The following is a 22577-nucleotide window of genomic DNA, read 5'->3' on the forward strand; positions in this document are numbered from 1 at the left end:
TAGACTCGGGGGTGCATGAGCACCCCCTTCCCCACCTTCCGGCAGGTCGCGACGCGGCCCCGCTGGATCGGCGTGCTCGTCGCGTGCCTGGCGGTCGCCGCCGTCTTCGCGCTGCTCGGCCAGTGGCAGATCGCGCGCGCGGTCGAGCAGGGTCAGGCGGATGAGCGCGACACCGAGACCGCCGTGCCGCTCACGAGCGTCGCCGTGCCGGGCTCGACGCTGACGAGCGAGGCCGGCGGCCGCATGGTCTCCTTCACGGGCGAGTGGGTGCCGGAGGACTTCGACACGCTCGCCGGCCGCTCGCAGGACGGCCGGATCGGCACCTGGGTGGTCGGCCGCATCCTCGTGCCGCAGGACGGTGCCGACCCCGTCTCGCTGCCCGTCGCGCTCGCGTGGTTCGCCGACCCTGCCGCGGCGCAGGCGCTCGTCGAGCAGCGCGGCGCCGCCGGTGCGGGCGAGCTCGTCGGCAGGCTCATGCCGTCCGAGGCGCCGACGCAGGGCGACATCCAGACCGACGAGGTCGAGGCGATGAGCGTCGCCGCGCTCATCAACGAGTGGGAGGCGTACGACGGCCGCGTCTACGGGTCGTACGCGATCCTCGACGCCGCCTCGGCCGACGCATCCGGCGCGCTCGTGGACGGCGGCGAGCCGATCGTGTCGGTCCGCCCCGTCACCGACACGCAGCTCAACGCCCTCAACATCTTCTACGCGATCGAGTGGGTCGCGTTCATGCTCTTCGCCTTCTACCTCTGGTACCGACTCGTGAAGGACGCGCTCGAGCGCGAGGTCGAGGCCATCGAGGATGCAGCGGAGGCCGCCGCAGCGGGCGGCGACACGGCCCGCGGATAGGCTGGAGACGTGCCGAGACCGATCGAACAGCTGCCCCAGATCCGCACGGCGATCACGTTCTACCGCGTGATGTCGTGGGTGACGGGCATCTTCCTGCTGCTGCTCGTGGCGGAGATGGTGCTGAAGTACTCGCCGACGCACGTCGAGGTCTTCGCCTTCGGCGCGAGCGGCCCGCTCGCGCTCGAGGCGGTCGTGCCGGGCGCGGGATGCCAGTGGTACTCGCTCTTCGTGCCCGGTGGCATGGGGTGCGAGATCACCTCGCTCGGCGAGGGCGTCAACGTCTCGCTCGGCATCCTGATCGTGCACGGCTGGATCTACGTCGTCTACCTGTTCGCGTCGTTCCGGCTCTGGAGCCTGCTCCGCTGGCCGTTCAAGCGCCTGTTCGCCATGGCGCTCGGCGGCGTCGTGCCGTTCCTCTCCTTCTTCGTCGAGCGCCCGATGCACCGCATCGCGCTCGCCGACCTCGCTCGCCTGGAGGCCGAGAAGGCCGCCAGGTCGGCGGCCGCCCCCGCTCCCGCATCCACCGCCCCGGAGGCATGATGTCCGACACCGCCCAGCGCCCCGTCCTCGTCGTCGACTTCGGCGCGCAGTACGCGCAGCTGATCGCGCGCCGCGTGCGCGAGGCCGACGTCTACAGTGAGATCGTGCCGTCGACGATCACCGCCGACGAGATCCGCGCGAAGGATCCTGCCGCGATCGTGCTCTCCGGCGGACCCTCGAGCGTCTACGCCGAGGGCGCGCCCCGGCTCGACGAGGGCATCCTCGAGCTCGGGGTGCCGACGTTCGGCATCTGCTACGGCTTCCAGGTGATGGCCGCGCAGCTCGGCGGCACGGTCGCGAAGACCGGCAACCGCGAGTACGGCTCGACCGCCATGCAGGTCGACGGCGGCGGCGCGCTGCTGAACGGCCAGCCCGACGCGCAGACGGTGTGGATGAGCCACGGCGACGCGGTCGCGGAGGCGCCGGCAGGCTTCACGGTGCTCGCATCGACCGCCGACACCCCGGTCGCCGCGTTCGAGGACCGCGAGCGCAGGCTCGCCGGCGTGCAGTGGCACCCGGAGGTGCGGCACTCCGAGCACGGTCAGCGCGTCCTCGAGTCGTTCCTGCACGACATCGCCGGGCTCCCGGGCGACTGGCGCACCGGCAACGTCATCGAGGAGCAGGTCGCGCGCATCCGCGAGCAGGTCGGCACCGACCGGGCGATCTGCGGCCTGTCGGGCGGCGTCGACTCCGCCGTCGCCGCCGCGCTCGTGCACGAGGCGATCGGCGACCAGCTCATCTGCGTCTTCGTCGACCACGGCCTGCTGCGCCAGGACGAGCGGCGGCAGGTCGAGGAGGACTACGTCGCCTCCACCGGCGTGCGCCTCGTGACCGTCGACGCGCGCGAGCGGTTCATGCAGGCGCTCGCAGGCGTGACCGACCCCGAGGAGAAGCGCAAGATCATCGGGCGCGAGTTCATCCGCGCGTTCGAGCAGGCGGAGCGCGACCTCGCCGCCGAGGCGGCCGCCGACGGCGAGCCCATCCGCTGGCTCGTGCAGGGCACGCTCTACCCCGACGTCGTCGAGTCGGGCGGCGGCTCCGGCACCGCGAACATCAAGAGCCACCACAACGTCGGCGGGCTGCCCGACGACCTGCAGTTCAAGCTCGTCGAGCCGCTGCGGGCGCTCTTCAAGGACGAGGTGCGCGCCATCGGCCGCGAGCTGGGCCTGCCGGAGGTCATCGTCTCGCGCCAGCCGTTCCCCGGACCGGGCCTCGGCATCCGCATCATCGGCGAGGTCACCGAGGAGCGGCTCGACACCCTGCGCCGCGCGGATGCGATCGCGCGCGCGGAGCTGACGGCCGCGGGCCTCGACGGCGAGATCTGGCAGTGCCCGGTCGTGCTCCTCGCCGACGTGCGCTCGGTCGGCGTCCAGGGCGACGGCCGCACCTACGGCCACCCGATCGTGCTGCGCCCCGTCTCGAGCGAGGACGCCATGACCGCCGACTGGACGCGCCTGCCGTACGACGTGCTCGCACGCATCTCGAACCGCATCACGAACGAGGTGCCGGAGGTCAACCGCGTCGTGCTCGACGTGACGTCGAAGCCGCCGGGGACGATCGAGTGGGAGTGAGGGCTCGTAGCGCCGCGCGTCGCGCGAGCGTCGCTCCTCAGCTCAGACAATGACGAAGGCCGGATGCCCCACGGGGCGTCCGGCCTTCTTCGGGTCCTCATGGTGGGGCATCCGGCCGTCGTCATAACTCGACACCCCGCGACGCAAGCGCGCCGCGCTCCGCGGGGGCGGGAGGCAGGCCGGTGCGGGCCCCGCTGGAACCGAGCGCTTGGCCACGGGCGGGGCGGGGGCGCGGGGGAGTAGCGTCGCTCACATGGGTCCTGGCCAGTCGCGCGAGCGCTCCGCCCGCGCGGCGGCGCTCTGGCTGCTCGTCATCGGGTTCATCGCGAGCGCGATGGTGAGCCTCGCCCCCGCGAGCTTCCTGCAGGCGCGGCTGCGGTTCGGCTGCCGGCTCTCGGGCGTCGACTGGGTCTGCGACGACCAGGCCGCGCTGCTGTGGCCGGCGATCGGCGGCACCGTGCTCGGCGCGCTCGCGCTCGGCGGCGTCGCGCTGCTGATCCGTGCCACCTGGGATCGCGCGCGGCTGCGCGCCGAGTGGCTCGGCTCCATCGCGCTCATCGGCGTGCTGCCGACGGTGGTGCTGAGCCTGCTGCTGCTCGTCGACGCGATCGCGCACGACGCATCCGGCGTCGCCCTCGACGCGAGCCGCGTCGCCATGTGGGCGGAGCGGGCGATGCTCTCGGCGCTCGCGAGCATCGTCGCCGGGCTGCTGGCCGCGAGCGGCCTGCGGATGCGCGCGCGCGGCAGACCACGCCGCGTCGCCTTCGTGGCGCTCATCACGGCGCTGCTGCTGCTGCTGCTCTCGGCGGCGATGTCATCGCTCGGCACCCTGCCCTCTGGCATCGTCGCGGCGAGCGCGATCGGCGCCGGCTGGTACATCGCGGCAGGCGCCTGGCCGGCGAGCGCGAAGAGATCTGCAGCGGATGTCGATCCGGACCGTTCCCGTTCGACGCCTTGAGTGAGAGGGTCGATCGACGACCCACACACGCAAGGAGTCACACCGTGCAGTACATGCTGATCATGCGCTCGAACGACGAGGCCGTCGAGGCGTACAAGCAGATCCCCTTCGAGCAGGTCATCGAGGCGATGGGGAAGTACAACGAGTCGATGGTCGAGGCGGGCGTGCTGCTCGCCGGTGAGGGCCTGTCCGATGCATCGGAGGGCTTCGTCGTCGACTTCTCGGCCGACCCGCCGCTCGTCACCGACGGCCCGTACGGCGAGACGAAGGAGCTGTTCAACGGCTTCTGGATCCTCGACGTCGCCTCCAAGGAGGAGGCCGCGGAGTGGGCGCAGCGCTGCCCGCTCGGTCCGGGCTCGAAGCTCGAGGTGCGCCGCGTCCAGGGCGTCGACGACTTCCCTGCCGACAACGAGTGGATCCAGAAGGAGGAGGGCTGGCGCGAGCAGGAGGCCGCGAAGCGCGCAGCGACCGCTCCCGGCGGTGCCGCCGGCTGATCCGGTGACGGCGGACGAGGCGGCTCGCCGGGCGGAGGACTCCGCCCGGCGCGCCGTCGTCGCCGTGTGGCGCATCGAGTCGGCCCGCATCGTCGCGACCCTCACGCGCCACACCGGCGACTTCGCGCTCGCCGAGGACCTCGCGCAGGAGGCGCTCGCCGACGCGCTCGCGCAATGGCCGGAGCGCGGCGTGCCCCGCAACGGCGCCGCCTGGCTCACCGCGGTCGCGAAGCGCAAGGCGATCGACCACTGGCGTCGCCGGGAGCGGCTCGACGACCGGGTGGCCGCGATCGCCCACGACCTCGAGCGCGAGCAGGACGAGGCGGCGGATGCGCTGCCGTGGGATCCGGACGAGATCGACGACGACGTGCTGCGGCTCGTCTTCATCGCCTGCCACCCGCTGCTCGCGCCGCAGGCTCGCATCGCGCTCACGCTCCGCGTGGTCGCGGGCCTCGAGACCACCGAGATCGCGCGCGCCTTCCTCGTGCCGGTCGCGACGGTGCAGCAGCGCATCGTGCGCGCCAAGCAGGCGCTCGCCGATGCGCACGTGCCCTTCGAGGCGCCACCGCGCGGCGAGCGCGCGCAGCGCCTCGCCGCGGTGCTCGGCGTGCTCTACGTCATCTTCACCGAGGGGCACGCGGCGACGGCCGGCGACGACTGGATGCGTCCCGACCTCGCGCGCGAGGCGATCCGGCTCGCCCGCACGCTCGCCGCCCTGCAGCCCGACGAGCCCGAGGTGCACGGGCTGCTCGCGCTGCTCGAGCTCACCGCCGCCCGCTTCCCGGCGCGCGTCGACGCGCAGGGTGAGCCGGTGCTGCTCGCCGACCAGGACCGGCGACGCTGGGATCGCGGCGCGATCCGGCGCGGCCGGGCGGCGCTCGCCCGCGCGGAGGGCTTCGGCCGCGGCCTCGGCCCCTACGCGCTGCAGGCGGCCATCGCCGAGTGCCACGCGGTCGCCGCCGACGTCGCCTCGACCGACTGGTCGCGGATCGTCGCGCTCTACGGCGGGCTCGAGCAGGTCGCGCCGTCGCCCATCGTGACGCTCAACAAGGCCGTCGCCGTCTCGATGGCGGACGGCACGGGGGCCGCGCTCGCGATCGTCGACCGGCTCGCGGGGGAGAAGGCGCTCGCGATCGGCCACCTGCTGCCGTCGGTGCGCGGGGAGCTGCTCTCGCGGCTCGGCCGCGACGAGGAGGCGCGCGCAGCCTTCGCCCAGGCAGCCGAGCGCACGCAGAACGAGCGGGAGCGCGCCATCCTCCTCGCCCGGGCCGCCACGCGCTGACCGCGGGTCGTCCGTGACCGCCCGTTGCGGCCGGGAGGCAGCGGCGGGGCGGGGGCGACTACCGTGGAAGGGTGACGAGCATCGCGACGACAGGGCTGACCGAGGACCGCGTGCTGGCGCTGCGCGCCGACTTCCCGATCCTCGCCGAGCAGCCGGCGGGCGTGCCGCTCGTCTACCTCGACTCCGGCGCCACGAGCCAGCAGCCGCGCCAGGTGCTCGATGCCGAGTGGGCCTTCCGCACGCGGCGCAACGCCGCCGTGCACCGCGGTGCGCACACGCTCGCCGCGCTCGCGACCGACGACTACGAGGTCGCCCGCGACCGCATCGCGCGCTTCGTCGGCGCGCGGCCCACCGAGATCTCCTGGGCGATGAACGCGACGGATGCCCTCAACACCGTCGCGCTGTCGCTCGCCGAGGCCAACCGAGCGGGTGCGGTCGACCCCGCCCTCCGCATCCGGGCGGGCGACGAGATCCTCGTCACCGAGGCGGAGCACCACGCCAACCTGCTGCCGTGGCAGCGCCTCGCCGACGAGACCGGCGCGACGCTGCGCTGGATCGAGGTGGACGACGACGGCGTCTGGACGGCGGAGGCGGCGCTCGCGGCGATCACCGAGCGCACGCGCGTCGTCGCGGTCGCCCACGTCTCGAACGTCACCGGGCTCATCGCGCCGGTCGACGAGATCGTGGCCGCGGCGCACGCGGTCGGCGCGCTCGTCGTGCTCGACGCCTGCCAGTCGGTGCCCCACCGGCCGGTCGACCTGCGCGCGCTCGGCGTCGACGCGGCCGCGTTCAGCGCCCACAAGATGCTCGGCCCCGGCGGCATCGGCGTGCTCTACCTCGCCGAGGCGCTCGGCGCCGCGCTGCCGCCCGCGCGCCTGGGTGGCTCGATGATCACGACGGTCACGATGACCGAGCGCGAGTTCCTGCCGGCGCCGCAGCGCTTCGAGGCCGGCACGCAGCCGGTGTCGGCGATCGTCGGCCTCGCGGCGGCGGTCGACTACCTCGAGGGCGTCGGCATGGCGGCGATCGAGGCGCACGAGCTCGCGCTCGGCGAGCGGCTCGCATCGGGCACCGCCTCGATCGAGGGCGTGCGGCTCGTCGGTCCGCGGCCCGGCGCCGAGCGCGCGGGGCTCGCGAGCGTCATCGTCGACGGCGTGCACGCGCATGACGTCGGCCAGGTGCTCGACGCCCAGGGGATCGCGGCGCGCGTCGGCCACCACTGCGCGCAGCCGCTGCACCGGCGCCTCGGCGTCGCCGCCACCACCCGCGCCTCCGCCTACCTCTACACGACCGAGGCGGAGGTCGACCTGTTCCTCGACGCGCTCTCGGGCGTGCGCGCCTACTTCGGGGCCGGGCGATGACGAGCCAGGCGCCGCGCGACCCGCTCGCCGGCCTCTACCAGGAGCTCATCCTCGAGCACGCGAAGCGGCGCGAGGGGGAGGGCGCGATCGAGCCGTTCGACGCCGAGCGCTTCCTGCGCAACCCCACGTGCGGCGACGAGATCCGGCTGCGCGTGCGGCTCGACGGCGACGCGGTCGCCGCGCTCGGCTGGGAGGGGCAGGGCTGCTCGATCTCGCAGGCGTCGGCTTCCGTGCTCGCCGAGCAGGCGCCCGGCGTGACCGTGGCCCAGGCGCGCGAGCGGATCGAGGCGATGCGCGAGCTGCTGCGCTCGCGCGGCGGCGTCGAGCCCGACGAGGCGCTGCTCGGCGACGCGGTGGCGTTCGCGGGCGTCGCGAGGTTCCCGATGCGGGTGAAGTGCGCGATGCTCGCGTGGGTCGCGCTCGAGGAGGCGCTCGACCAGGCCGCGCGCTGAGCTCGGCGCGCATGTCCGAGGCGTCGGCGGCATGCCTCCTGTGATGGGATGAGAGGTCCCCACAGGAGGTCTGACATGTCCAGCAGCACATCCGTCGGCGAGCGCATCGGCCGCGTCGCCGGCACCTGGTTCCCGCTCGTCGTCCTCGCGGCGGCCGCGATCGCCATCGTCGTCCCGCAGGCGTTCCTGCCGATCGGCCCGTGGATCAACACGCTGCTCGGCGTCATCATGCTCGGCATGGGCCTCACCCTGCAGCCGGTCGACTTCGCCGTCATCGCCAAGAAGCCGAAGGCGTTCGCGGTCGGTGTGGTGGCCCAGTACGTCATCATGCCGCTCGCGGCCATCGGCCTCGCACTCGCGTTCCAGCTGCCGCCCGAGCTGCTCGTCGGCGTCGTGCTCGTCGGCTCCGCGCCGGGCGGCACCGCGTCGAACGTCATGGTCTACCTCGCGAAGGGCGACACCGCGCTCTCGGTCGCGATGACCACCGCCTCGACGCTCCTCGCGCCGGTGCTCACGCCGCTGCTCGTGCTGTGGCTCGCCGGCTCCTACCTGCCGGTCGACGCCTGGGCCCTGTTCCAGTCGATCATCTTCATCGTGCTGATCCCCGTGGTCGTCGGCGTGCTCCTGCGGATGCTGCTGCCGAAGGTCGTGCGGGCGATCCTGCCGTGGCTGCCGCTCGTCTCGGTGCTCGGCATCACGCTCGTCGTCCTCGCCGTCGTCGCCGGCTCCGCATCGACGATCCTCTCGGTCGGCCTGCTCGTCGCCGTCGTCGTCATCCTGCACAACGGCGTCGGCTACGGGCTCGGCTTCCTCGCGGCGAAGGCGGTCGGGCTCGACGAGAGCGCCCGTCGCGCGGTCGCGATCGAGGTCGGGATGCAGAACTCGGGCCTCGCGGCAGGACTCGCGCGCACCCACTTCACGCCCGAGTCGGCGCTGCCCGCGGCGATCTTCTCCGTCTGGCACAACGTGTCCGGCTCGCTGCTGGCCTCCTACTGGTCGCGCCGCCCGCCGAAGGCCGTCGGCACCGCCGAGCCCGCGCTCGACGACCAGCCCGTCGCGAGCTGACGAGGGTCGAGCGCCCCGTCGCCCCACGGGGCGACGGGGCGTAGCCTTGCGCGCAACCGACAGGAGGAGCTGCGATGGCGCTGCGCTGGTATTCGAACGTGATCGAGTCGACCGACCCCGGGCGGCTCGCCCGCTGGTGGGGCGACGCGCTCGACTGGCAGATCATCTACGAGGCCGACGACGAGGTCGTCCTCATCCCGAAGTGGGCGCAGGAGCTGGCGCCGAAGCTCTCGTTCGAGCAGGTGCCGCCCGGGCTCACGTTCGTGCTCGTCGACCACGAGAAGGCGACGAAGAACCGCATCCACATGGACCTCGCGCCGCACACGGGTGACGACCGCGACGCCGAGATCGCCCGGCTCGAGGCGCTCGGCGCCAGGCGCATCGACGTCGGGCAGGGCCCGGACGTCTCGTGGACCGTGCTCGCCGACATCGACGGCAACGAGTTCTGCGTGCTGTCGAGCCGCGACCAGTAGGGCGGGGACGACGAAGGCCCCGGCGTCTGCCGGGGCCTTCGTCGTGCGTCAGCGGGGTGCGCTAGTTGTTGCCCCGCAGGATCGCGATGATCCGCAGGATCTCGACGTAGAGCCAGATGATCGTCATCGTGAGGCCGAAGGCGGCCGACCAGCCGTACTTCTTGTGCACGCCGCGCTTGACGCCCATCTCGATGCCCTCGAAGTCCATGACGAGCGAGTAGGCGCCGAGCAGCACGGCGAGGCCGCCGAGGAGCACGCCGAGCGGGATGCCGAAGACCTCGATCGAGCGGGCGCCCCACGGGTCCTGGTTCACGCCGGTGAGCATGAGGACCAGGTTGATCAGCGAGAAGGCGCCGTAGCCGATGATCGCGATGAAGAAGATCTTGTTCATGCGCGGCGACGTGCGGACGATGCGGAACGCGTAGAGCGCGAGCGTCGCGCCGATCACGCACGCGGTGGCGAGCAGCGCCTGGAAGATGATGCCGTCGTAGCCGGTGCCGAACTCGAGGATGCCCGAGAAGCCACCGAGGAAGAGGCCCTGCGCCGCCGCGTAGGCGAGGATGAGCGCCGGGCTCGGCTCCTTCTTGAAGATGTTGACGAGCGCGAGCACGAAGCCGACGAGCGCACCGCCGTAGGTGAGCACGAAGAAGGCCGGCGAGGTGCCCGACACGAACAGCATGCCGAGCGTGACGATGAAGCCGAGCGCGGTCACGCCGAGCGTGACGGCCGTCTTCATGATCACGCCGTCGTAGGTGAGGCGCTCGGTCTCGAGCGGTCCGGCAGCGGGGCGACCGAACTGCTGGTCGAGCTGCTCGGGCGTGGGGATGGCCGGCTGGCCGTACGGCTGCTGGCCGTAGGGTGCCTGGCCATACGGCGCCTGCCCGTACGGGGGCTGGCCGAACTGCTGCGGCTGCTGGCCGTACGGCTGCTGGCCGTAGGGTGCCTGCTGGCCGCCGGGGACAGCCTGCGAGGCGCGCTGCGCGTTCTCGGTGAACGCGGGCGAGTTGCGGAACGCCGGGTTGCCTGCCAAGGGAGATGCTCCTGTCGGGAAGAACGGGTGGCCGCCCCGGTGGGCGGACGCGATCAGCGTATCCGGCGACCCCCAGCATTTGCTGTGTCACGGGGACGATTCGCCCAGGGCGCATCTCGCTAGATTGGCGCGGTGTCACCCACTCGCGTCATCGGCCACCGCGGCGCCTCGGGATGGGCGCCCGAGCACACCGCGACGGCCGTCCGCATCGCCGCCGAGCTCGGCGCCGATGCCGTCGAGCCCGACCTCGTCGCGACCCGCGACGGCGTGCTCGTCGTGCGGCACGACAACGAGCTCGGTGGGACGACCGACATCGCCGATCGGCCGGACCTCGCCGACCGGCGTCGCACGCAGACGATCGACGGCGTCGAGCTCGAGGGCTGGTTCGTCGAGGACCTCACGTGGGCCGAGGTGGCGACGCTCCGCGCTCGCGAGCGGCTGCCCGCGCTGCGACCGCTCAGCGCGCGTCGCGACGGTCGGGACGCCGTCCTCCGGTTCACCGACCTGCTCGCGATCGCTGACGAGACTGGGCTCGACGTCGTCGCCGAGCTCAAGCACGCGACGCATCACGCATCGATCGGGCTCCCGCTCGACGCGCTGCTGGCGGATGCGGTGGCCGGCACGCACTGGTCGTCGAGCGGTCGGCTGACGGTCGAGAGCTTCGAGGAGTCGGTGCTGCACGCGGCGCGCGAGCGCGGCGTCGAGGCCCGGATCGTCTACCTCATGGAGCAGGACGGCACGGCGGCCGACCTGGTCGGCGACGACCGGGCGCCGTCCTACGCGCAGCAGCACACCGACACCGGGCTCGCCGCGCTCGGCCGTCGCGTCGACGCGATCAGCGTCGACAAGGCCTTGCTGTTCGACCGCAGCACGGGGCGGCTCGCGCCGAGCGACCTCGTCGAGCGCGCGAGTGCGGCGGGGCTCGGCACGCTCGCCTGGACCCTGCGGCCCGAGAACCGCTTCCTCGAGCCGGAGCACCGGCTCGGCGCGCACGACGCGGCGTGGGGCGACTGGACGACCGAGTGGGCGACGGTGGCGGCGCTCGGGCTCGAGGCGGTGTTCGTCGATCATCCCGACCTCTGGCGGCGGCTCCCGACCGGGTGACGACCGCGGCCGAGTCGCCATCGCTCGTTCACCTCGCGTTCCCCTGGCGGCACCTGCCGGATGCTTGCGAGGCGTTGGCTGGGAACCCCCACCGACGAAGGATCCCTCATGCGCCGACGCCGTTCCGCGCTGCTCGCCGCCGCCCTCCCGGCGACGCTCGCGGCCACCCTCCTCACCGCCCCGGCCGCGCACGCGGCGGACGCCGACATCGTCATCAACGAGGTGCAGTCGAACAGCGCGACGGGTGCGCCCGACTTCATCGAGCTGCTGAACGTCGGCACGACGCCGGTCGACATCTCGGGGTGGCTGCTCAAGGACAGCGACGACGCCCGCACGCTGCGCGTGCCCACCGGCACCGTGCTCGGCCCTGGCAGCTTCGCGGTGCTCGAGACGGACGTCGCGGGCGGCTTCGGCCTCGGCGCCGACGACGCGGCGCGCGTCTACGCTCCTGACGGCGTCACGCTCGTCGACCAGGTCTCGTGGACGGACCACGCATTCACCGAGGGCCGACTGCCCGACGGCTCCGGCGACGTGGTCGACACCGAGCCGACGCCCGGCGCGCCCAACGTCGCCCGCGAGCCGGTCGTCGTGGAGCACGTCGAGTCGCCCGTCGTGGTGAACGAGGTCCAGAGCGACGACGCGGCGGGTGGTCCGGACTGGGTGGAGCTGCTGAACACCGGCGCTGCGCTCGTCGACGTGAGCGGCTGGATCCTCCGCGACGACGACGACCTGAGCGCGCTGCCCATCGCGTCCGGCACGGTGCTGGCACCGGGCGCCTTCCTGGTCGTCGAGACACGGGACGCGGTCACCGGCGCCGGCTTCGGCCTCGGCAAGGCCGACGAGATCCGCCTCTTCACCGCGGACGGCACTGGCCTGGTCGACGGCTACGCGTGGACCGAGCACGCCACGACCGAGGGGCGCCTGCCCGACGGCAGCGGCGACTTCGTCGACACCGCGCCGACGCGCGGCGCCGCGAACGCCGTCCGCGCGGTCGCCTCGCCGGTCGTGCTCAACGAGGTCGAGTCGAACGGCGACGGCCGCGGCGACTGGATCGAGCTCGCGAACACCGACACGGTGCGCACCGTCGACGTCTCCGGCTGGACGGTCGTCGACGGCGACCCGACGCACGAGCCGATCGTGCTCCCCGAGGGCACGACGATCGAGTCGGGCGGGTACCTCGGCATCATCACCGACGGGGATGCCTACGACTCGAGCTTCGGCCTCGGTGGCGAGGATGCCGTCACGGTCCGCGACGCGAGCGGTGCCGTCGTCGACGCCTACGCCTGGACGGCGCACGCGACGACGACCTACGGCCGCTGCCCCGACATGACGGGCGACTTCTCGCTGACCGCTGCGGGCAGCTTCGAGCTCGTCAACGCCTGCGAGACCACCGAGGAGCCCGAGGTCGAGACGGAGCCGTGGCCCTTCGCGGACGACGTCGTGCCCGCCGTCGCGCCCGGGACGTGGGGCGACGACATGTCGGGCCTCGACTACGCGGCCGACGGCACGCTGTTCGCCGTGAACAACGACAACGCCGAGATCTTCGAGCTCGAGCAGACCGGTGCGACGCAGTTCGCGATCGCGCAGTCGTGGGTGCCGACGTATCCCGACGGCACGGGCACGCCCGACGCCGAAGGGCTCACCGTCGCCGGCGACGGCGCGATCTTCCTCTCGACCGAGCGCGACAACGCCGCCAAGGGCGTCAGCCGACCGTCGGTGCTCCGCGTCGAGCTCGGCGCCGACGGCGCCACCACCACGACCCACGAGTGGAACCTGACGACCGCAGGCGCGCTGCCCGAGCTGGGCGCGAACGTCGGCATCGAGGCGATCGAGTGGATCTCGGACGCCGACGCGACGCGACTGGGCGTGCTCGACCGGTCGACGGGCAGCGCCCACGCGTTCGACCCGGCGGCCTACGGCGACCACTTCGACGGCGTCTTCGCCATCTCGGTCGAGCAGACCGGCCTGCTGTACCTCGTGGTGCTCCAGGCGTCGGGCGAGGTCACGGTGCTGCAGACCGCGTCGCCCGGTCCGGCGGTCGAGGTGACGATGGCGCTCGACTGGCGCGCGGGCGGCAACGCGCTGTGGGCGCTCTGCGACGACCTGTGCAACAGCGCGAGCTCCGAGCTCGCGTTCGTCGACGGCCAGCTCACCGCCCAGCGCGACGTCGCCGCCCCGAGCACGATGCCCGCGGGCTACACGAACGAGGGGCTCGCGATCGACTGGTGCGAGGTCGACCCGACCGCCGTGCCGACGGTCGCGTGGATCTCCGACTCGGCGCACGAGGGCGTCTCGCTGCGCGTCGCCGCGGGCGGCGCCTGCGCGGTCGACGAGACGCCCGGGCCAGGCGACGGCGGCGGCGAGGTGCCGGGTGGCCCCGGTGACGGCTCGGGCGGCGGCGATCCGGTGACGCCGGGCGCCGGCAGCGGCAGCACGGACCCGGGCGCGAGCGGCGGCAGCCTGCCCCGCACCGGCGCCGAGGCCCCGATGGGTGCCCTGCTGGCGGCGGCGCTCCTGCTGCTCGCCGGCCTCGGCCTGCTCGTCGTGCGGCGCCGCGGGGCCTGACGCAGCTCCGCGGGCCCGACGCCGAGACGACGGCCCGGATGCGCGCCATCCGGGCCGTCGTCGCGTCCGCGACCGGCGGGCCGCGTCACCGGTGGCTCGTAGAATCGATCTGATGAGCGACTTGTGGGGGCTGAACGACGAGGGCTTCGGAGACGTGCAGCGGCCGTCGCCGATCGGACCGCGCGGCGACACCATCCCTGAGGAGCTGCTCGAGGGGCTGAATCCGCCGCAGCGCGAGGCGGTCGTGCACCGCGGACCTGCGCTGCTCATCGTGGCCGGCGCCGGCTCGGGCAAGACGCGCGTCCTCACGCACCGCATCGCCGGCCTGCTCGCGACGCGCGAGGCGTGGCCGAGCCAGATCCTCGCGATCACCTTCACGAACAAGGCTGCCGCCGAGATGCGCGAGCGCGTCGACCGCCTCGTCGGCGAGGAGTCGCGCGGCATGTGGATCCGCACGTTCCACTCCGCGTGCGTGCGCATCCTGCGCCGGGAAGCCGAGGAGTTCGGCTTCAAGCAGTCGTTCACGATCTACGACTCGGGCGACGTCCGTGCGCTCATCAAGCGCCTCATCAAGGAGCGCGGCGCCGACATCCAGGGCCTCACGCCCGGCGGCGTCTCCTCGCGGATCTCCATGGCGAAGAACGAGCTGCACGACGTCGACTCCTGGGCGCGCACGGCCAACCTCGATAACCCGCTCGACGCCGCGTTCCTCGAGCTGTGGCGCGACTACGACCGCGAGCTGCGGCGGGCGAACGCGTTCGACTTCGACGACCTCATCTCGCAGACCGTGTTCCTGTTCCGCGCCTTCCCGCACGTGGCGGCGCAGTACCGCAAGCGCTTCCGGCACATCCTCGTCGACGAGTACCAGGACACGAACGCGGCGCAGTACGCGCTCATCCGCGAGCTCACGCAGCCCGTGTCGCGCACCGATCTGCCCGACCTGCGCGCCGACCTGCCGGGCGCCTCGCTCACCGTCGTCGGCGACTCCGACCAGTCGATCTACGCCTTCCGGGGCGCCGACATCCGCAACATCACCGACTTCGAGCGCGACTTCGCCGGCGCGCGCACGATCCTGCTCGAGCAGAACTACCGCTCGACGCAGAACATCCTCTCGGCCGCGAACGCCGTCATCGGCAACAACTTCGACCGCCGCGCGAAGCGGCTCTGGACCGACTCCGGCGACGGCGAGAAGATCGTCGGCTACACGGGCTACTCGGGCTACGACGAGGCGCAGTTCGTCGCCGACGAGATCGTCGAGCTCACCTCCGGCGGCATGTCGTACAGCGACATCGCCGTGTTCTACCGCACGAACGCGCAGACGCGAGCGCTCGAGGAGGTGCTGATCCGCACCGCCATCCCCTACAAGGTGATCGGCGGCACGAAGTTCTACGACCGCGCCGAGATCAAGGACGCGATGGCGTACCTCATCACGGTGGCGAACCCGGCCGATCCGCTCAGCCTGCGCCGCATCATGAACGTGCCCAAGCGCGGCATCGGACCGGCGACCGAGGCTGCCCTCCAGGCGTTCGCCGACGAGCACGAGATCACGCTGCGGGATGCGATGCGGCGCGTCGACGAGATCGCCCTCGGCCCGAAGGTGGCCGCAGCCATCAAGGACCTCGCCGCGCTGCTCGACCACTGGTCGTCGCAGCCGGAGGCCGACCCCGGGGAGCTGCTGCGCGACCTGCTGAGCCGGTCGGGCTACACGGACCAGCTGCGGCGGTCACTCGACCCGCAGGACGCGGCGCGGCTCGAGAACGTCGAGGAGCTCGTCGCGGTGACGCGGGAGTTCCGGCGCCAGAACCCGGGCGGCACCCTCATCGACTTCCTCACCGAGACGGCCCTCGTCGCCGCGGCCGACGAGCTCGACGACTCGGGCGGCCAGGTGTCGCTCATGACGCTGCACACCGCGAAGGGCCTCGAGTTCGAGGCCGTCTTCATCACCGGCGTCGAGGAGGACCTGCTGCCGCACCGCATCTCGGCGCAGGAGCCCGGCGGTCCGGCGGAGGAGCGGCGGCTCTTCTACGTCGGCATCACGCGGGCCAGGCAGCGGCTGCACATCTCGCTCGCGATGACGCGCGCGCAGTTCGGCGAGGTGTCGCCTGCGGTGCCGAGCCGGTTCCTCGAGGAGATCCCCGCGGAGCTCGTCGACTGGCGGACGCCCCCGTCGACCGTGCGGCCGTCGCCGCAGCGCGCCCTCGCCGGCCGCTGGCGAGACGAGCCGCGCGAGTCGTTCGTGACCGGCTTCCGCGAGCCCAAGGCGCTGCCCAAGGCCCCGCCGAAGCAGTTCGCGAACACGATCACGGAGGTGCGCGACAACTCGGGGCTCGAGCTCGCGCCGGGGGACCGGATCCGCCACAAGGACTTCGGCGAGGGGCGCGTGCAGGCCGTCACGGGGGCGGGCGCGAAGCGCATCGCGGAGGTGCTCTTCGGCTCGGCGGGCCGGAAGCGGCTGCTCATCAAGATCGCGCCGATCGAGAAGCTGGGCTGACCGACCCCCGGGGCGGACCGAGCCGCGGCCGCACGTCCACGGGACCCGCGGCCGCGGCGATCAGAGCGCCTGCGTCACCAGCAGCACCATCGCGACGAGCGTCAGCGCGGCCGCGCCGACGATGAGCGGGCGGAACCGGCGCGCCATCGTGCGCGGCGGCCGATCGTCGTCGTATCGCTCGAACCACGGGTCGAGCTCCGGCGGGACCTGCTCCTCGTCGTGCCTCTGCATGCGCCCAGCCTCCCATCCGCGGTCGCCCGCGTCGAGCGCCGGTGCTCCGCGAGCGAGCGACACACAACGTCACGCGATGTGAGCCAGAGGTGCTCCTTCTGCCACCCTGGATGCACACCGGCCCGCGCGCGACACCGAAGGAGGGTGCGATGCCCACCACCCGACGGCTCCCCGCCGCTGCCGCACGCGGGCACGACGGATCCAGGGGCGGGTGCGCGACCACGCGCACCCCGGCACGCGCCGCCACGCCGGCGAGCGGCGCGCTGCGCTGATGCGGCCGCATCGCTGGGACGCGGTCGTCGTCGGCGGCGGGCCCCGCGCGGTCGCGCTCGTCGAGCGCGTCACCGCCCACCTGCGCCGCTCGGGCGGTCGCGCTGTCTCGATCGCCATCGTCGACCGGGTCGAGGTCGGCGCGGGCGCGACCTGGCGCACCGACCAGACGGAGCACTTCCTCAACAACACGACGTCGTCGCAGACGACCATCCATCCCGACGCGTCGACCGGGCTCGACGACGTGCCGGAGGACGGCGAGACGCTCGTCGCCTGGGCGCGGCGTGTCGCCGCGGAGGGCGAGCGCGACGAGCGCCCGGCCTGGGTGGTGCAGGAGGCGCGGCGCACGGACCCTGGCTCCTTCCCGTCCCGTCGACTGCAGGGCGCGTACTACGGCGAGCAGCTCGACCGCATCGAGGCGCGGGGCGGCGTCCTGCTCGGGCGGGTCGTCGGCACGGTCGTCGACGTGGTCGAGTGCCGGGACTCGGCCACCGTCGTGCTCGCCGACGGCGCGCGGCTCGTCAGCGCCTCCGTGGTGCTCGCGCAGGGCATGGTGCAGTCGCTGCCCGACACCGAGGTGCGCGCGCTCTCCGCGGACGCCGACCGGCTCGGGCTCGTCTACGTCGCACCGGGGATGCCGTCGGAGCGCGACTGGTCGGCGCTGCCAGCGGGGGAGGACGTCATCGTCCGCGGCCTCGGCGCGAACTTCTTCGACGTGGTCGCCCAGCTCACCGCGGGCCGCGGCGGCCGCTTCACGCCGGTCCCCGGCGACCCGCACGGGCGGCTGCGCTACCTGCCGAGCGGCCTCGAGCCCCGGCTCCGCGCCGGGTCGCGTCGCGGGATCCCGTATCGCAGCAAGGGCGACCTGAGCGCGCCGCAGCTGCCGGTGCAGCCGCGCTTCGCGACGCCCGCGTGGTTCGCCGAGGTCGGCGCGCGGCCGGCCGGGTCCGTGGACTTCGCCGCGGAGGTCTGGCCGGTGCTCGCTTGCGACCTGGCGCTCGCGGGCGCCGCCGCGACCGAGGCCCGCCACCCCGGCGCCGTCCACGGCGGCATCGCCGCGCTCGAGGCCGAGCTCGGGGCGCTCCCGCTGCCGGCGCGCGGTGCTGGCGCAGCGCGCGCCGCGACGCGCGCGGTCGACGCCGTGCTCGCCGCCCGCTTGGCGCCCGAGCACCTGCTGCAGCTCGAGCATCTGCGCCGGCCCACGCTCGGCGAGCCAGTCGACGCGCAGGCGTGGTCGAGCATGGTCGCCCGCCTCGTCGAGGACGAGCTCGACAGCATCGCGAACCCGGCGACGAGCCCTCGGCAGGCGGTCAACCGCGCGATGGCGGTGCTGCGCGGCCCCGCGGCGGAGCTCGCGGCCACCGGGGTGGTCGAGTGGGGCTCGCGCGTGCGCGATGTGCACGGCTGGTTCGACGCCGACGGGCTGTTCCTGGCGAGCGGCCCGCCGGCCGGGCGCACGCGCCAGGTGCTCGCGCTCATCGAGGCCGGGATCGTGCGGCTCACCGGACCCGAGACGAGCGTCGCGGTGGAGGACGGCGCGTTCGTCGCGCGCTCGGCGATCACCGGCGCGGTCGTCCGCGCCCGCGCGCTCGCCGAGACGCGGATGTCGAAGGGCAGTGTGCCCGACACCGACGACCCGCTGCTGCGGGCGCTGCTCGACTCCGGTCGGGCGCGCGTGCACGAGCTCGAGGCGCGCGACGGCACGCGCGTGCCGAGCGCGAGCCTCGAGGCCGTGCCGCCGTCCGCCGGGATGCGGCTCGGACTCGCGCTCGTGGACGGCGCGGGGGAGCCGTCGGCCCGCCTGCTCGTGCTCGGCATCCCGGCGCTCAGCACGCAGCCCGGCAGCGCGATCGGTGCGTCGCCGGGGGTGCCGTCGCCGCTGCTGCGCGGCGCCGACCTCGCGGCGCGGCGGGTGCTCGCGCTGGCCGCGGTCCACGAGCCGGCGCTGCACGCCTGACGCGACGGCGCCGGGCCTGCAGCGCCGGCCCATCAGCGCCGGCCCGTCAGCGCAGGCTCACCCTCGCGCTGGCAGCTGCTGCAGCGTCCAGCGGTTGCCGTCGGGGTCGGCGAAGGTCACGAACCGGCCCCAGTCCTGCTCGTCGACCTCGCTCGCGTCGACGCCGGCCTCGAGCAGGGCCGCGCGCGTCGCATCCGCGTCGTCGATCACCACCTGCACGTTGCGCATCGTGCCCGGCTCGTCCTCGGCGATGCCCTCGCCGAAGGCGATCGAGCACGCCGACCCCGGCGGCGTAATCTGCACGAAGCGCAGGCCGGGCTGCACCACCTGGTCGAAGTCGGCGTGCCAGCCCAGCTGCTCGGTGTAGAAGGCCTTCGCGCGGTCGGTGTCGCTCACCGGCACGAAGATCAGCTCGATGCGGTACTCCATCGCGGCCATGGTCGCTCCCATCCCGGCGGTCTCCGTCGACCGCTCGATGTGCGGACGCTACGCCCGGCCGCCGACATGCAGAAGGGGGAGGCCGCAGCCTCCCCCTCCGTCGCAACTGCCGTCCGCGTCGGCTAGCCGTCGCCGCCGACGTCCGGCCCCTCCGGGTGGTTCGACGTCGAGCGCTGCCGCGGCAGCGCCTGCGTCGAGAGCCGTCCGCGGTCGAGCTCGGGGTGCGGCTGCTGCGACTCGATCTCCTCGTCGAGGGTCGCGATCGCCACCGTGTCGGCGGGCGGCAGCGACGCCTCGAAGCGCGCGCGGCGGCGCTTGAGCCACAGCGCGAGGGCGATGATGAGCGCCATCGCGATGTACGCGACGATCGCGAACGGGCTGTGCACGAGGTAGGACGGGTCGCCCTGGCCGATCTGCATCGCCTTGCGCAGCTGCTCCTCCGCCATCGGGCCGAGGATCGCCCCGACCACGAGGGGTGCGATCGGGAAGCCGAGCCGGCGCATGAAGAAGCCGAGCACGCCCAGCACGAGCAGCACGCCGATGTCGAAGACGGTGAAGTTGGCCGCGTACGCGCCGAGGCCGGCGAACACCAGGATGCCGGCGTAGAGGTAGGGCCGCGGGATCTGCAACAGCTTGACCCACATGCCCACGAGCGGCAGGTTCAGCACGAGCAGCAGCGTGTTGCCGATGAAGAGGCTCGCGATGAGCGCCCACACGAGCGCCGACTGCGTCTCGAACAGCCGCGGACCGGGCTGGATGCCGTACGTCTGGAAGGCGCTCAGCATGATCGCCGCGGTGGCGGTCGTCGGGATGCCGAGGGTCAGCAGCGGCACGAGCACACCGGCGGCGGCCGCGTTGTTCGCCGCCTCCGGGCCTGCGACGCCCTCGATCGCGCCCTTGCCGAACTGCTTGCGGTACTCCGGCTTCGCGACGCTGCGCTCGGTCGCGTACGACAGGAAGGTCGCGACGTCGGCGCCGCCGGCGGGGATCGAGCCGATCGGGAAGCCGATCGCGGCGCCGCGCAGCCACGACTTCCACGAGCGCGCCCAGTCGGAGCGGCGCATCCAGGTGCGCCAGCCGCGGGTGATCGGGATGATCGGGATGGTGCCGTGACGCAGCCGCGAGCCGACGTACAGGGCCTCGCCGAGCGCGAAGAGGCCGACGGCCACGAGCACGACGTCGATGCCGTCGCCGAGCTGCGGGACGCCGAACGTGAAGCGCGACTGCCCCGTGAGCGTGTCGACGCCGATGAGCCCGATGAAGAGGCCCACGGCGAGCGACACCATGCCGCGCCAGGCGCTGTCGCCCAGCAGCGCGCCGACCGTGAGGAACGCGATCACCATGAGCGCGAAGTAGTCGGCCGGGCCGAGGCTCACGGCGAATCGCGCGACGGTGGGCGCGAGGAGGGTCAGCAGCACGGTCGCGATGGTGCCGGCCACGAACGAGCCGATCGCCGCGGTCGCGAGCGCTGCAGCACCGCGTCCCGCCCGCGCCATCTTGTTGCCCTCGAGGGCGGTGACGATCGACGCCGACTCGCCGGGCGTGTTCAGCAGGATCGACGTCGTCGATCCGCCGTACATGCCGCCGTAGTAGATGCCGGCGAACACGATGAAGGCCGCGGTGGGCTCGAGCGAGTAGGTGATCGGCAGCAGCAGCGCGACCGTCATGGCCGGGCCGATGCCGGGCAGCACGCCCACGGCGGTGCCGAGCAGCACGCCGAGCAGCGCGTACACCAGGTAGATCGGCTGCAGCGCGGTGGCGAATCCCTCCAGCAGCAGGGTCCAGGTGTCCATCAGATGCCGATCCAGGAGGTGAGGGTGCCGGTGGGCGGCAGCGAGAGGCCGAGCAGCGTGCCGAACACGAGCTGGGTGACGACGCCCATGGCGAGGCCGATGAGCACCGCGACCCACCAGCGCTTGGCGCCGAGCGCGAGCGACGCGCCGGCGAACAGGATGGTGACGCCGAGCGGCCACCCGAGGAACGGGATGGTCACCATGAGGGAGAGGAAGCTGAGCGCGAGGATGCCGGTCGGGATCCAGGCGGTGCCGTGCTCGAGGTCGATGTCCTCGCCCGCCTCGGGGTGGCCGAAGCGGCCGCGGAGCTGGCCGACGAGGACGGCGAGCGACGAGACGAGCAGCAGGACGCCGACCGCGTAGGGCACGACGCGAGCGCCGAGCGTGTTCGTCGACCCCGGAGGCTCGCGGATCGTCGTGGTCGAGATGAGCACGCCGACCGCGAGCACGACGAGCAGCCCGACGAAGATCATCGCCTCGATGCGGGCCGACCGCTCGGCGCGCGCCGCGGCCGACGCGCCCTGCTCGGGCGCGCCGGCCGGGGCGGTGCTCATTCGATCAGGCCGATCGTGCGCAGCGTCTCCTGGGTGCGGGTGATGTCCTCGGTGAGGAAGGCGTCGAACTCGTCGCCCGGCATGAACGCATCCGTCCAGCCGTTCGTCTCGAGCACCTCGGCCCAGGCGTCCTGCCCGTGCAGCTCGGTGACGAGGTCGATGAGCGCCGTGCGCTCCGCGTCGGAGATGCCGCCGGGCGCGATCACGCCGCGCCAGTTGGTCACGGTGACGTCGATGCCCTCGTCCTGGATGGTCGGGACGTCGGGCAGCGCCTCGGCAGGCTCCTCGCTCGACACGGCGAGCGCGCGGAGGTCGCCCGAGAGGACGGACTCCGAGAACTCACCGACGCCGGAGATGCCGGCCTGGACGGTGCCGCCGAGCAGCATCGTGAGCGCCTCGCCGCCGCCGGAGTTGGCGACGTAGTTGAGCGTCGCGGGCACCTCGGCCGCGTCGACGCCCGCCTCGGTGAGGAGCAGGCCGGCGAGGATGTGGTCGATGCCGCCGGCCGAGCCGCCGGTGACGGCGACGCCCTGGCCCTCGGCGACGATCGCGTCGATGAGGTCCTCCAGCGACTGGTACTCCGAGTCGGCGGGGACGACGATCACGAGGGGCTCCTCGGTGAGCTTCGCGATGGGCGTCATGTCCTCGATGCGCGTCTCGGACGCGTTCGTCTCGACGCCGCCGACCATGACGGAGCCCATGACCATGAGCGTGTTCGGGTCGGTCTCGGTCGCGAGGCTCGCGAGGCCGACCGTGCCGGCCGCGCCGCCGATGTTCTCGACCGGGGCGGAGCCGACGAGGCCCGTGTCGGTGAGCGTCTGCCCGAGGGCGCGGGCCGTCTGGTCCCAGCCGCCACCGGGGTCGGCGGGGGCGATGACGCTGACGTCCGTGATGGCCGCGGCCTCACCGTCGGCGCCCTGGGAGCCCGAGGGCGCGCCGCCGGTCGAGCAGCCTGCGAGGGCGACGACCGCAGCGCCGGCGATGCCGACGCGGACGAGGGTGGTGATGCGCGTGCTGCGCTGGGTGCTGTGGTGCATGGATCGCACGTCTCCTCCTTGAGCGCCCGGCACCGATGCCGAGTCGCGATCTGCTGTGACCG

General features: G+C 73.3%; 20 protein-coding genes. 14 read left to right on the plus strand and 6 right to left on the minus strand.

The window, feature by feature from the left end; translation table 11 throughout:
• Positions 1-15: 15 nt before the first annotated feature.
• The 10 genes from ACVWW9_RS07720 to ACVWW9_RS07765 all read left to right on the plus strand — a co-directional run bounded on the left by ACVWW9_RS07720 (position 16) and on the right by ACVWW9_RS07765 (position 9045).
• Positions 16-849 carry an SURF1 family protein gene (locus ACVWW9_RS07720; RefSeq protein ID WP_456515010.1) on the plus strand — a complete coding sequence of 278 codons (834 nt, stop codon included), beginning with the start codon at positions 16-18 and terminating at the stop codon, positions 847-849.
• Positions 850-858: 9 nt separating this feature from the next.
• Complete coding sequence (locus ACVWW9_RS07725; RefSeq protein WP_456515011.1) at positions 859-1389, plus strand: DUF3817 domain-containing protein; 531 nt, start codon at positions 859-861, stop codon at positions 1387-1389.
• Positions 1389-2960: a glutamine-hydrolyzing GMP synthase gene (gene guaA, locus ACVWW9_RS07730; protein WP_123697112.1), complete on the plus strand. Its 1572-nt coding sequence runs from the start codon at positions 1389-1391 to the stop codon at positions 2958-2960. The genes ACVWW9_RS07725 and guaA overlap by 1 nt, the downstream gene beginning before the upstream one ends.
• 253 nt (positions 2961-3213) lie before the next feature.
• Positions 3214-3918, plus strand: a complete 705-nt coding sequence (locus ACVWW9_RS07735; RefSeq protein ID WP_456515012.1) for a hypothetical protein — start codon at positions 3214-3216, stop codon at positions 3916-3918.
• A gap of 44 nt (positions 3919-3962) precedes the next feature.
• The gene (locus ACVWW9_RS07740; RefSeq protein WP_354256336.1) at positions 3963-4412 is read left to right on the plus strand and encodes a YciI family protein; all 450 of its coding nucleotides are present in this window, start codon (positions 3963-3965) and stop codon (positions 4410-4412) included.
• Positions 4413-4416: 4 nt separating this feature from the next.
• Complete coding sequence (locus tag ACVWW9_RS07745; protein WP_456515013.1) at positions 4417-5694, plus strand: RNA polymerase sigma factor; 1278 nt, start codon at positions 4417-4419, stop codon at positions 5692-5694.
• 80 nt (positions 5695-5774) lie between these two features.
• Positions 5775-7055, plus strand: coding sequence for a SufS family cysteine desulfurase (locus tag ACVWW9_RS07750; protein WP_456515414.1), 1281 nt, complete (start codon positions 5775-5777; stop codon positions 7053-7055).
• On the plus strand, positions 7052-7507 hold the full coding sequence (sufU, locus tag ACVWW9_RS07755; RefSeq protein ID WP_456515014.1) for a Fe-S cluster assembly sulfur transfer protein SufU: 456 nt from the start codon (positions 7052-7054) through the stop codon (positions 7505-7507). Before ACVWW9_RS07750 ends, sufU begins: the two co-directional genes overlap by 4 nt.
• A 75-nt stretch (positions 7508-7582) precedes the next feature.
• The gene (locus tag ACVWW9_RS07760) at positions 7583-8572 is read left to right on the plus strand and encodes a bile acid:sodium symporter family protein (protein ID WP_456515015.1); all 990 of its coding nucleotides are present in this window, start codon (positions 7583-7585) and stop codon (positions 8570-8572) included.
• Between the two features lie 74 nt (positions 8573-8646).
• Entirely contained in the window at positions 8647-9045 is a 399-nt protein-coding gene (locus ACVWW9_RS07765; RefSeq protein ID WP_123697118.1) for a VOC family protein, read from the plus strand.
• 61 nt (positions 9046-9106) lie between these two features.
• Here ACVWW9_RS07765 and ACVWW9_RS07770 read toward each other — a convergent pair whose 3' ends face one another.
• Positions 9107-10075 (minus strand): Bax inhibitor-1/YccA family protein, encoded by a 969-nt coding sequence (locus tag ACVWW9_RS07770; protein WP_456515016.1) that lies wholly within the window; start codon positions 10073-10075, stop codon positions 9107-9109.
• 132 nt (positions 10076-10207) lie between these two features.
• Here ACVWW9_RS07770 and ACVWW9_RS07775 point away from each other — a divergent pair, with 132 nt between their 5' ends.
• From ACVWW9_RS07775 to ACVWW9_RS07785, 3 genes are all read left to right on the plus strand, one after another.
• Positions 10208-11179, plus strand: a complete 972-nt coding sequence (locus tag ACVWW9_RS07775; RefSeq protein WP_456515017.1) for a glycerophosphodiester phosphodiesterase family protein — start codon at positions 10208-10210, stop codon at positions 11177-11179.
• Positions 11180-11287: 108 nt separating this feature from the next.
• Entirely contained in the window at positions 11288-13744 is a 2457-nt protein-coding gene (locus tag ACVWW9_RS07780) for a lamin tail domain-containing protein (protein ID WP_456515018.1), read from the plus strand.
• Positions 13745-13856: 112 nt separating this feature from the next.
• Positions 13857-16235: an ATP-dependent helicase gene (locus tag ACVWW9_RS07785; protein ID WP_123697122.1), complete on the plus strand. Its 2379-nt coding sequence runs from the start codon at positions 13857-13859 to the stop codon at positions 16233-16235.
• A 60-nt stretch (positions 16236-16295) separates the two neighbouring features.
• Here the strand turns inward: ACVWW9_RS07785 and ACVWW9_RS07790 are convergent, their stop codons facing one another.
• Positions 16296-16466: a hypothetical protein gene (locus ACVWW9_RS07790; protein ID WP_354256314.1), complete on the minus strand. Its 171-nt coding sequence runs from the start codon at positions 16464-16466 to the stop codon at positions 16296-16298.
• A 211-nt stretch (positions 16467-16677) separates the two neighbouring features.
• On the opposite strand from ACVWW9_RS07790, the gene ACVWW9_RS07795 reads away from it, so the two are divergent.
• Complete coding sequence (locus ACVWW9_RS07795; RefSeq protein WP_456515019.1) at positions 16678-18693, plus strand: FAD/NAD(P)-binding protein; 2016 nt, start codon at positions 16678-16680, stop codon at positions 18691-18693.
• Positions 18694-18750: 57 nt separating this feature from the next.
• On the opposite strand, the gene ACVWW9_RS07800 is transcribed toward ACVWW9_RS07795, so the two are convergent.
• The 4 genes from ACVWW9_RS07800 to ACVWW9_RS07815 all read right to left on the minus strand — a co-directional run bounded on the left by ACVWW9_RS07800 (position 18751) and on the right by ACVWW9_RS07815 (position 22515).
• Positions 18751-19122, minus strand: a complete 372-nt coding sequence (locus tag ACVWW9_RS07800; RefSeq protein WP_456515415.1) for a VOC family protein — start codon at positions 19120-19122, stop codon at positions 18751-18753.
• A 131-nt stretch (positions 19123-19253) separates the two neighbouring features.
• Entirely contained in the window at positions 19254-20924 is a 1671-nt protein-coding gene (locus ACVWW9_RS07805; RefSeq protein ID WP_456515020.1) for a tripartite tricarboxylate transporter permease, read from the minus strand.
• Entirely contained in the window at positions 20924-21478 is a 555-nt protein-coding gene (locus ACVWW9_RS07810; RefSeq protein ID WP_456515021.1) for a tripartite tricarboxylate transporter TctB family protein, read from the minus strand. Before ACVWW9_RS07810 ends, ACVWW9_RS07805 begins: the two co-directional genes overlap by 1 nt.
• Complete coding sequence (locus tag ACVWW9_RS07815) at positions 21475-22515, minus strand: Bug family tripartite tricarboxylate transporter substrate binding protein (RefSeq protein ID WP_354256300.1); 1041 nt, start codon at positions 22513-22515, stop codon at positions 21475-21477. The genes ACVWW9_RS07810 and ACVWW9_RS07815 overlap by 4 nt, the downstream gene beginning before the upstream one ends.
• Positions 22516-22577 lie beyond the last annotated feature (62 nt).

It is taken from the genome of Agrococcus sp. UYP33 (assembly GCF_054060915.1).

Coding starts and splice junctions, on each gene's coding strand:
- ACVWW9_RS07720 (WP_456515010.1), top strand. CDS start 16: ATGAGCACCCCCTTCCCCACCTTCCGGCAGGTCGCGACGCGGCCCCGC.
- guaA (WP_123697112.1), top strand. CDS start 1,389: ATGTCCGACACCGCCCAGCGCCCCGTCCTCGTCGTCGACTTCGGCGCG.
- ACVWW9_RS07735 (WP_456515012.1), top strand. CDS start 3,214: ATGGGTCCTGGCCAGTCGCGCGAGCGCTCCGCCCGCGCGGCGGCGCTC.
- sufU (WP_456515014.1), top strand. CDS start 7,052: ATGACGAGCCAGGCGCCGCGCGACCCGCTCGCCGGCCTCTACCAGGAG.
- ACVWW9_RS07760 (WP_456515015.1), top strand. CDS start 7,583: ATGTCCAGCAGCACATCCGTCGGCGAGCGCATCGGCCGCGTCGCCGGC.
- ACVWW9_RS07765 (WP_123697118.1), top strand. CDS start 8,647: ATGGCGCTGCGCTGGTATTCGAACGTGATCGAGTCGACCGACCCCGGG.
- ACVWW9_RS07780 (WP_456515018.1), top strand. CDS start 11,288: ATGCGCCGACGCCGTTCCGCGCTGCTCGCCGCCGCCCTCCCGGCGACG.
- ACVWW9_RS07785 (WP_123697122.1), top strand. CDS start 13,857: ATGAGCGACTTGTGGGGGCTGAACGACGAGGGCTTCGGAGACGTGCAG.
- ACVWW9_RS07790 (WP_354256314.1), bottom strand. CDS start 16,466: ATGCAGAGGCACGACGAGGAGCAGGTCCCGCCGGAGCTCGACCCGTGG.
- ACVWW9_RS07800 (WP_456515415.1), bottom strand. CDS start 19,122: ATGGAGTACCGCATCGAGCTGATCTTCGTGCCGGTGAGCGACACCGAC.
- ACVWW9_RS07805 (WP_456515020.1), bottom strand. CDS start 20,924: ATGGACACCTGGACCCTGCTGCTGGAGGGATTCGCCACCGCGCTGCAG.
- ACVWW9_RS07810 (WP_456515021.1), bottom strand. CDS start 21,478: ATGAGCACCGCCCCGGCCGGCGCGCCCGAGCAGGGCGCGTCGGCCGCG.
- ACVWW9_RS07815 (WP_354256300.1), bottom strand. CDS start 22,515: ATGCACCACAGCACCCAGCGCAGCACGCGCATCACCACCCTCGTCCGC.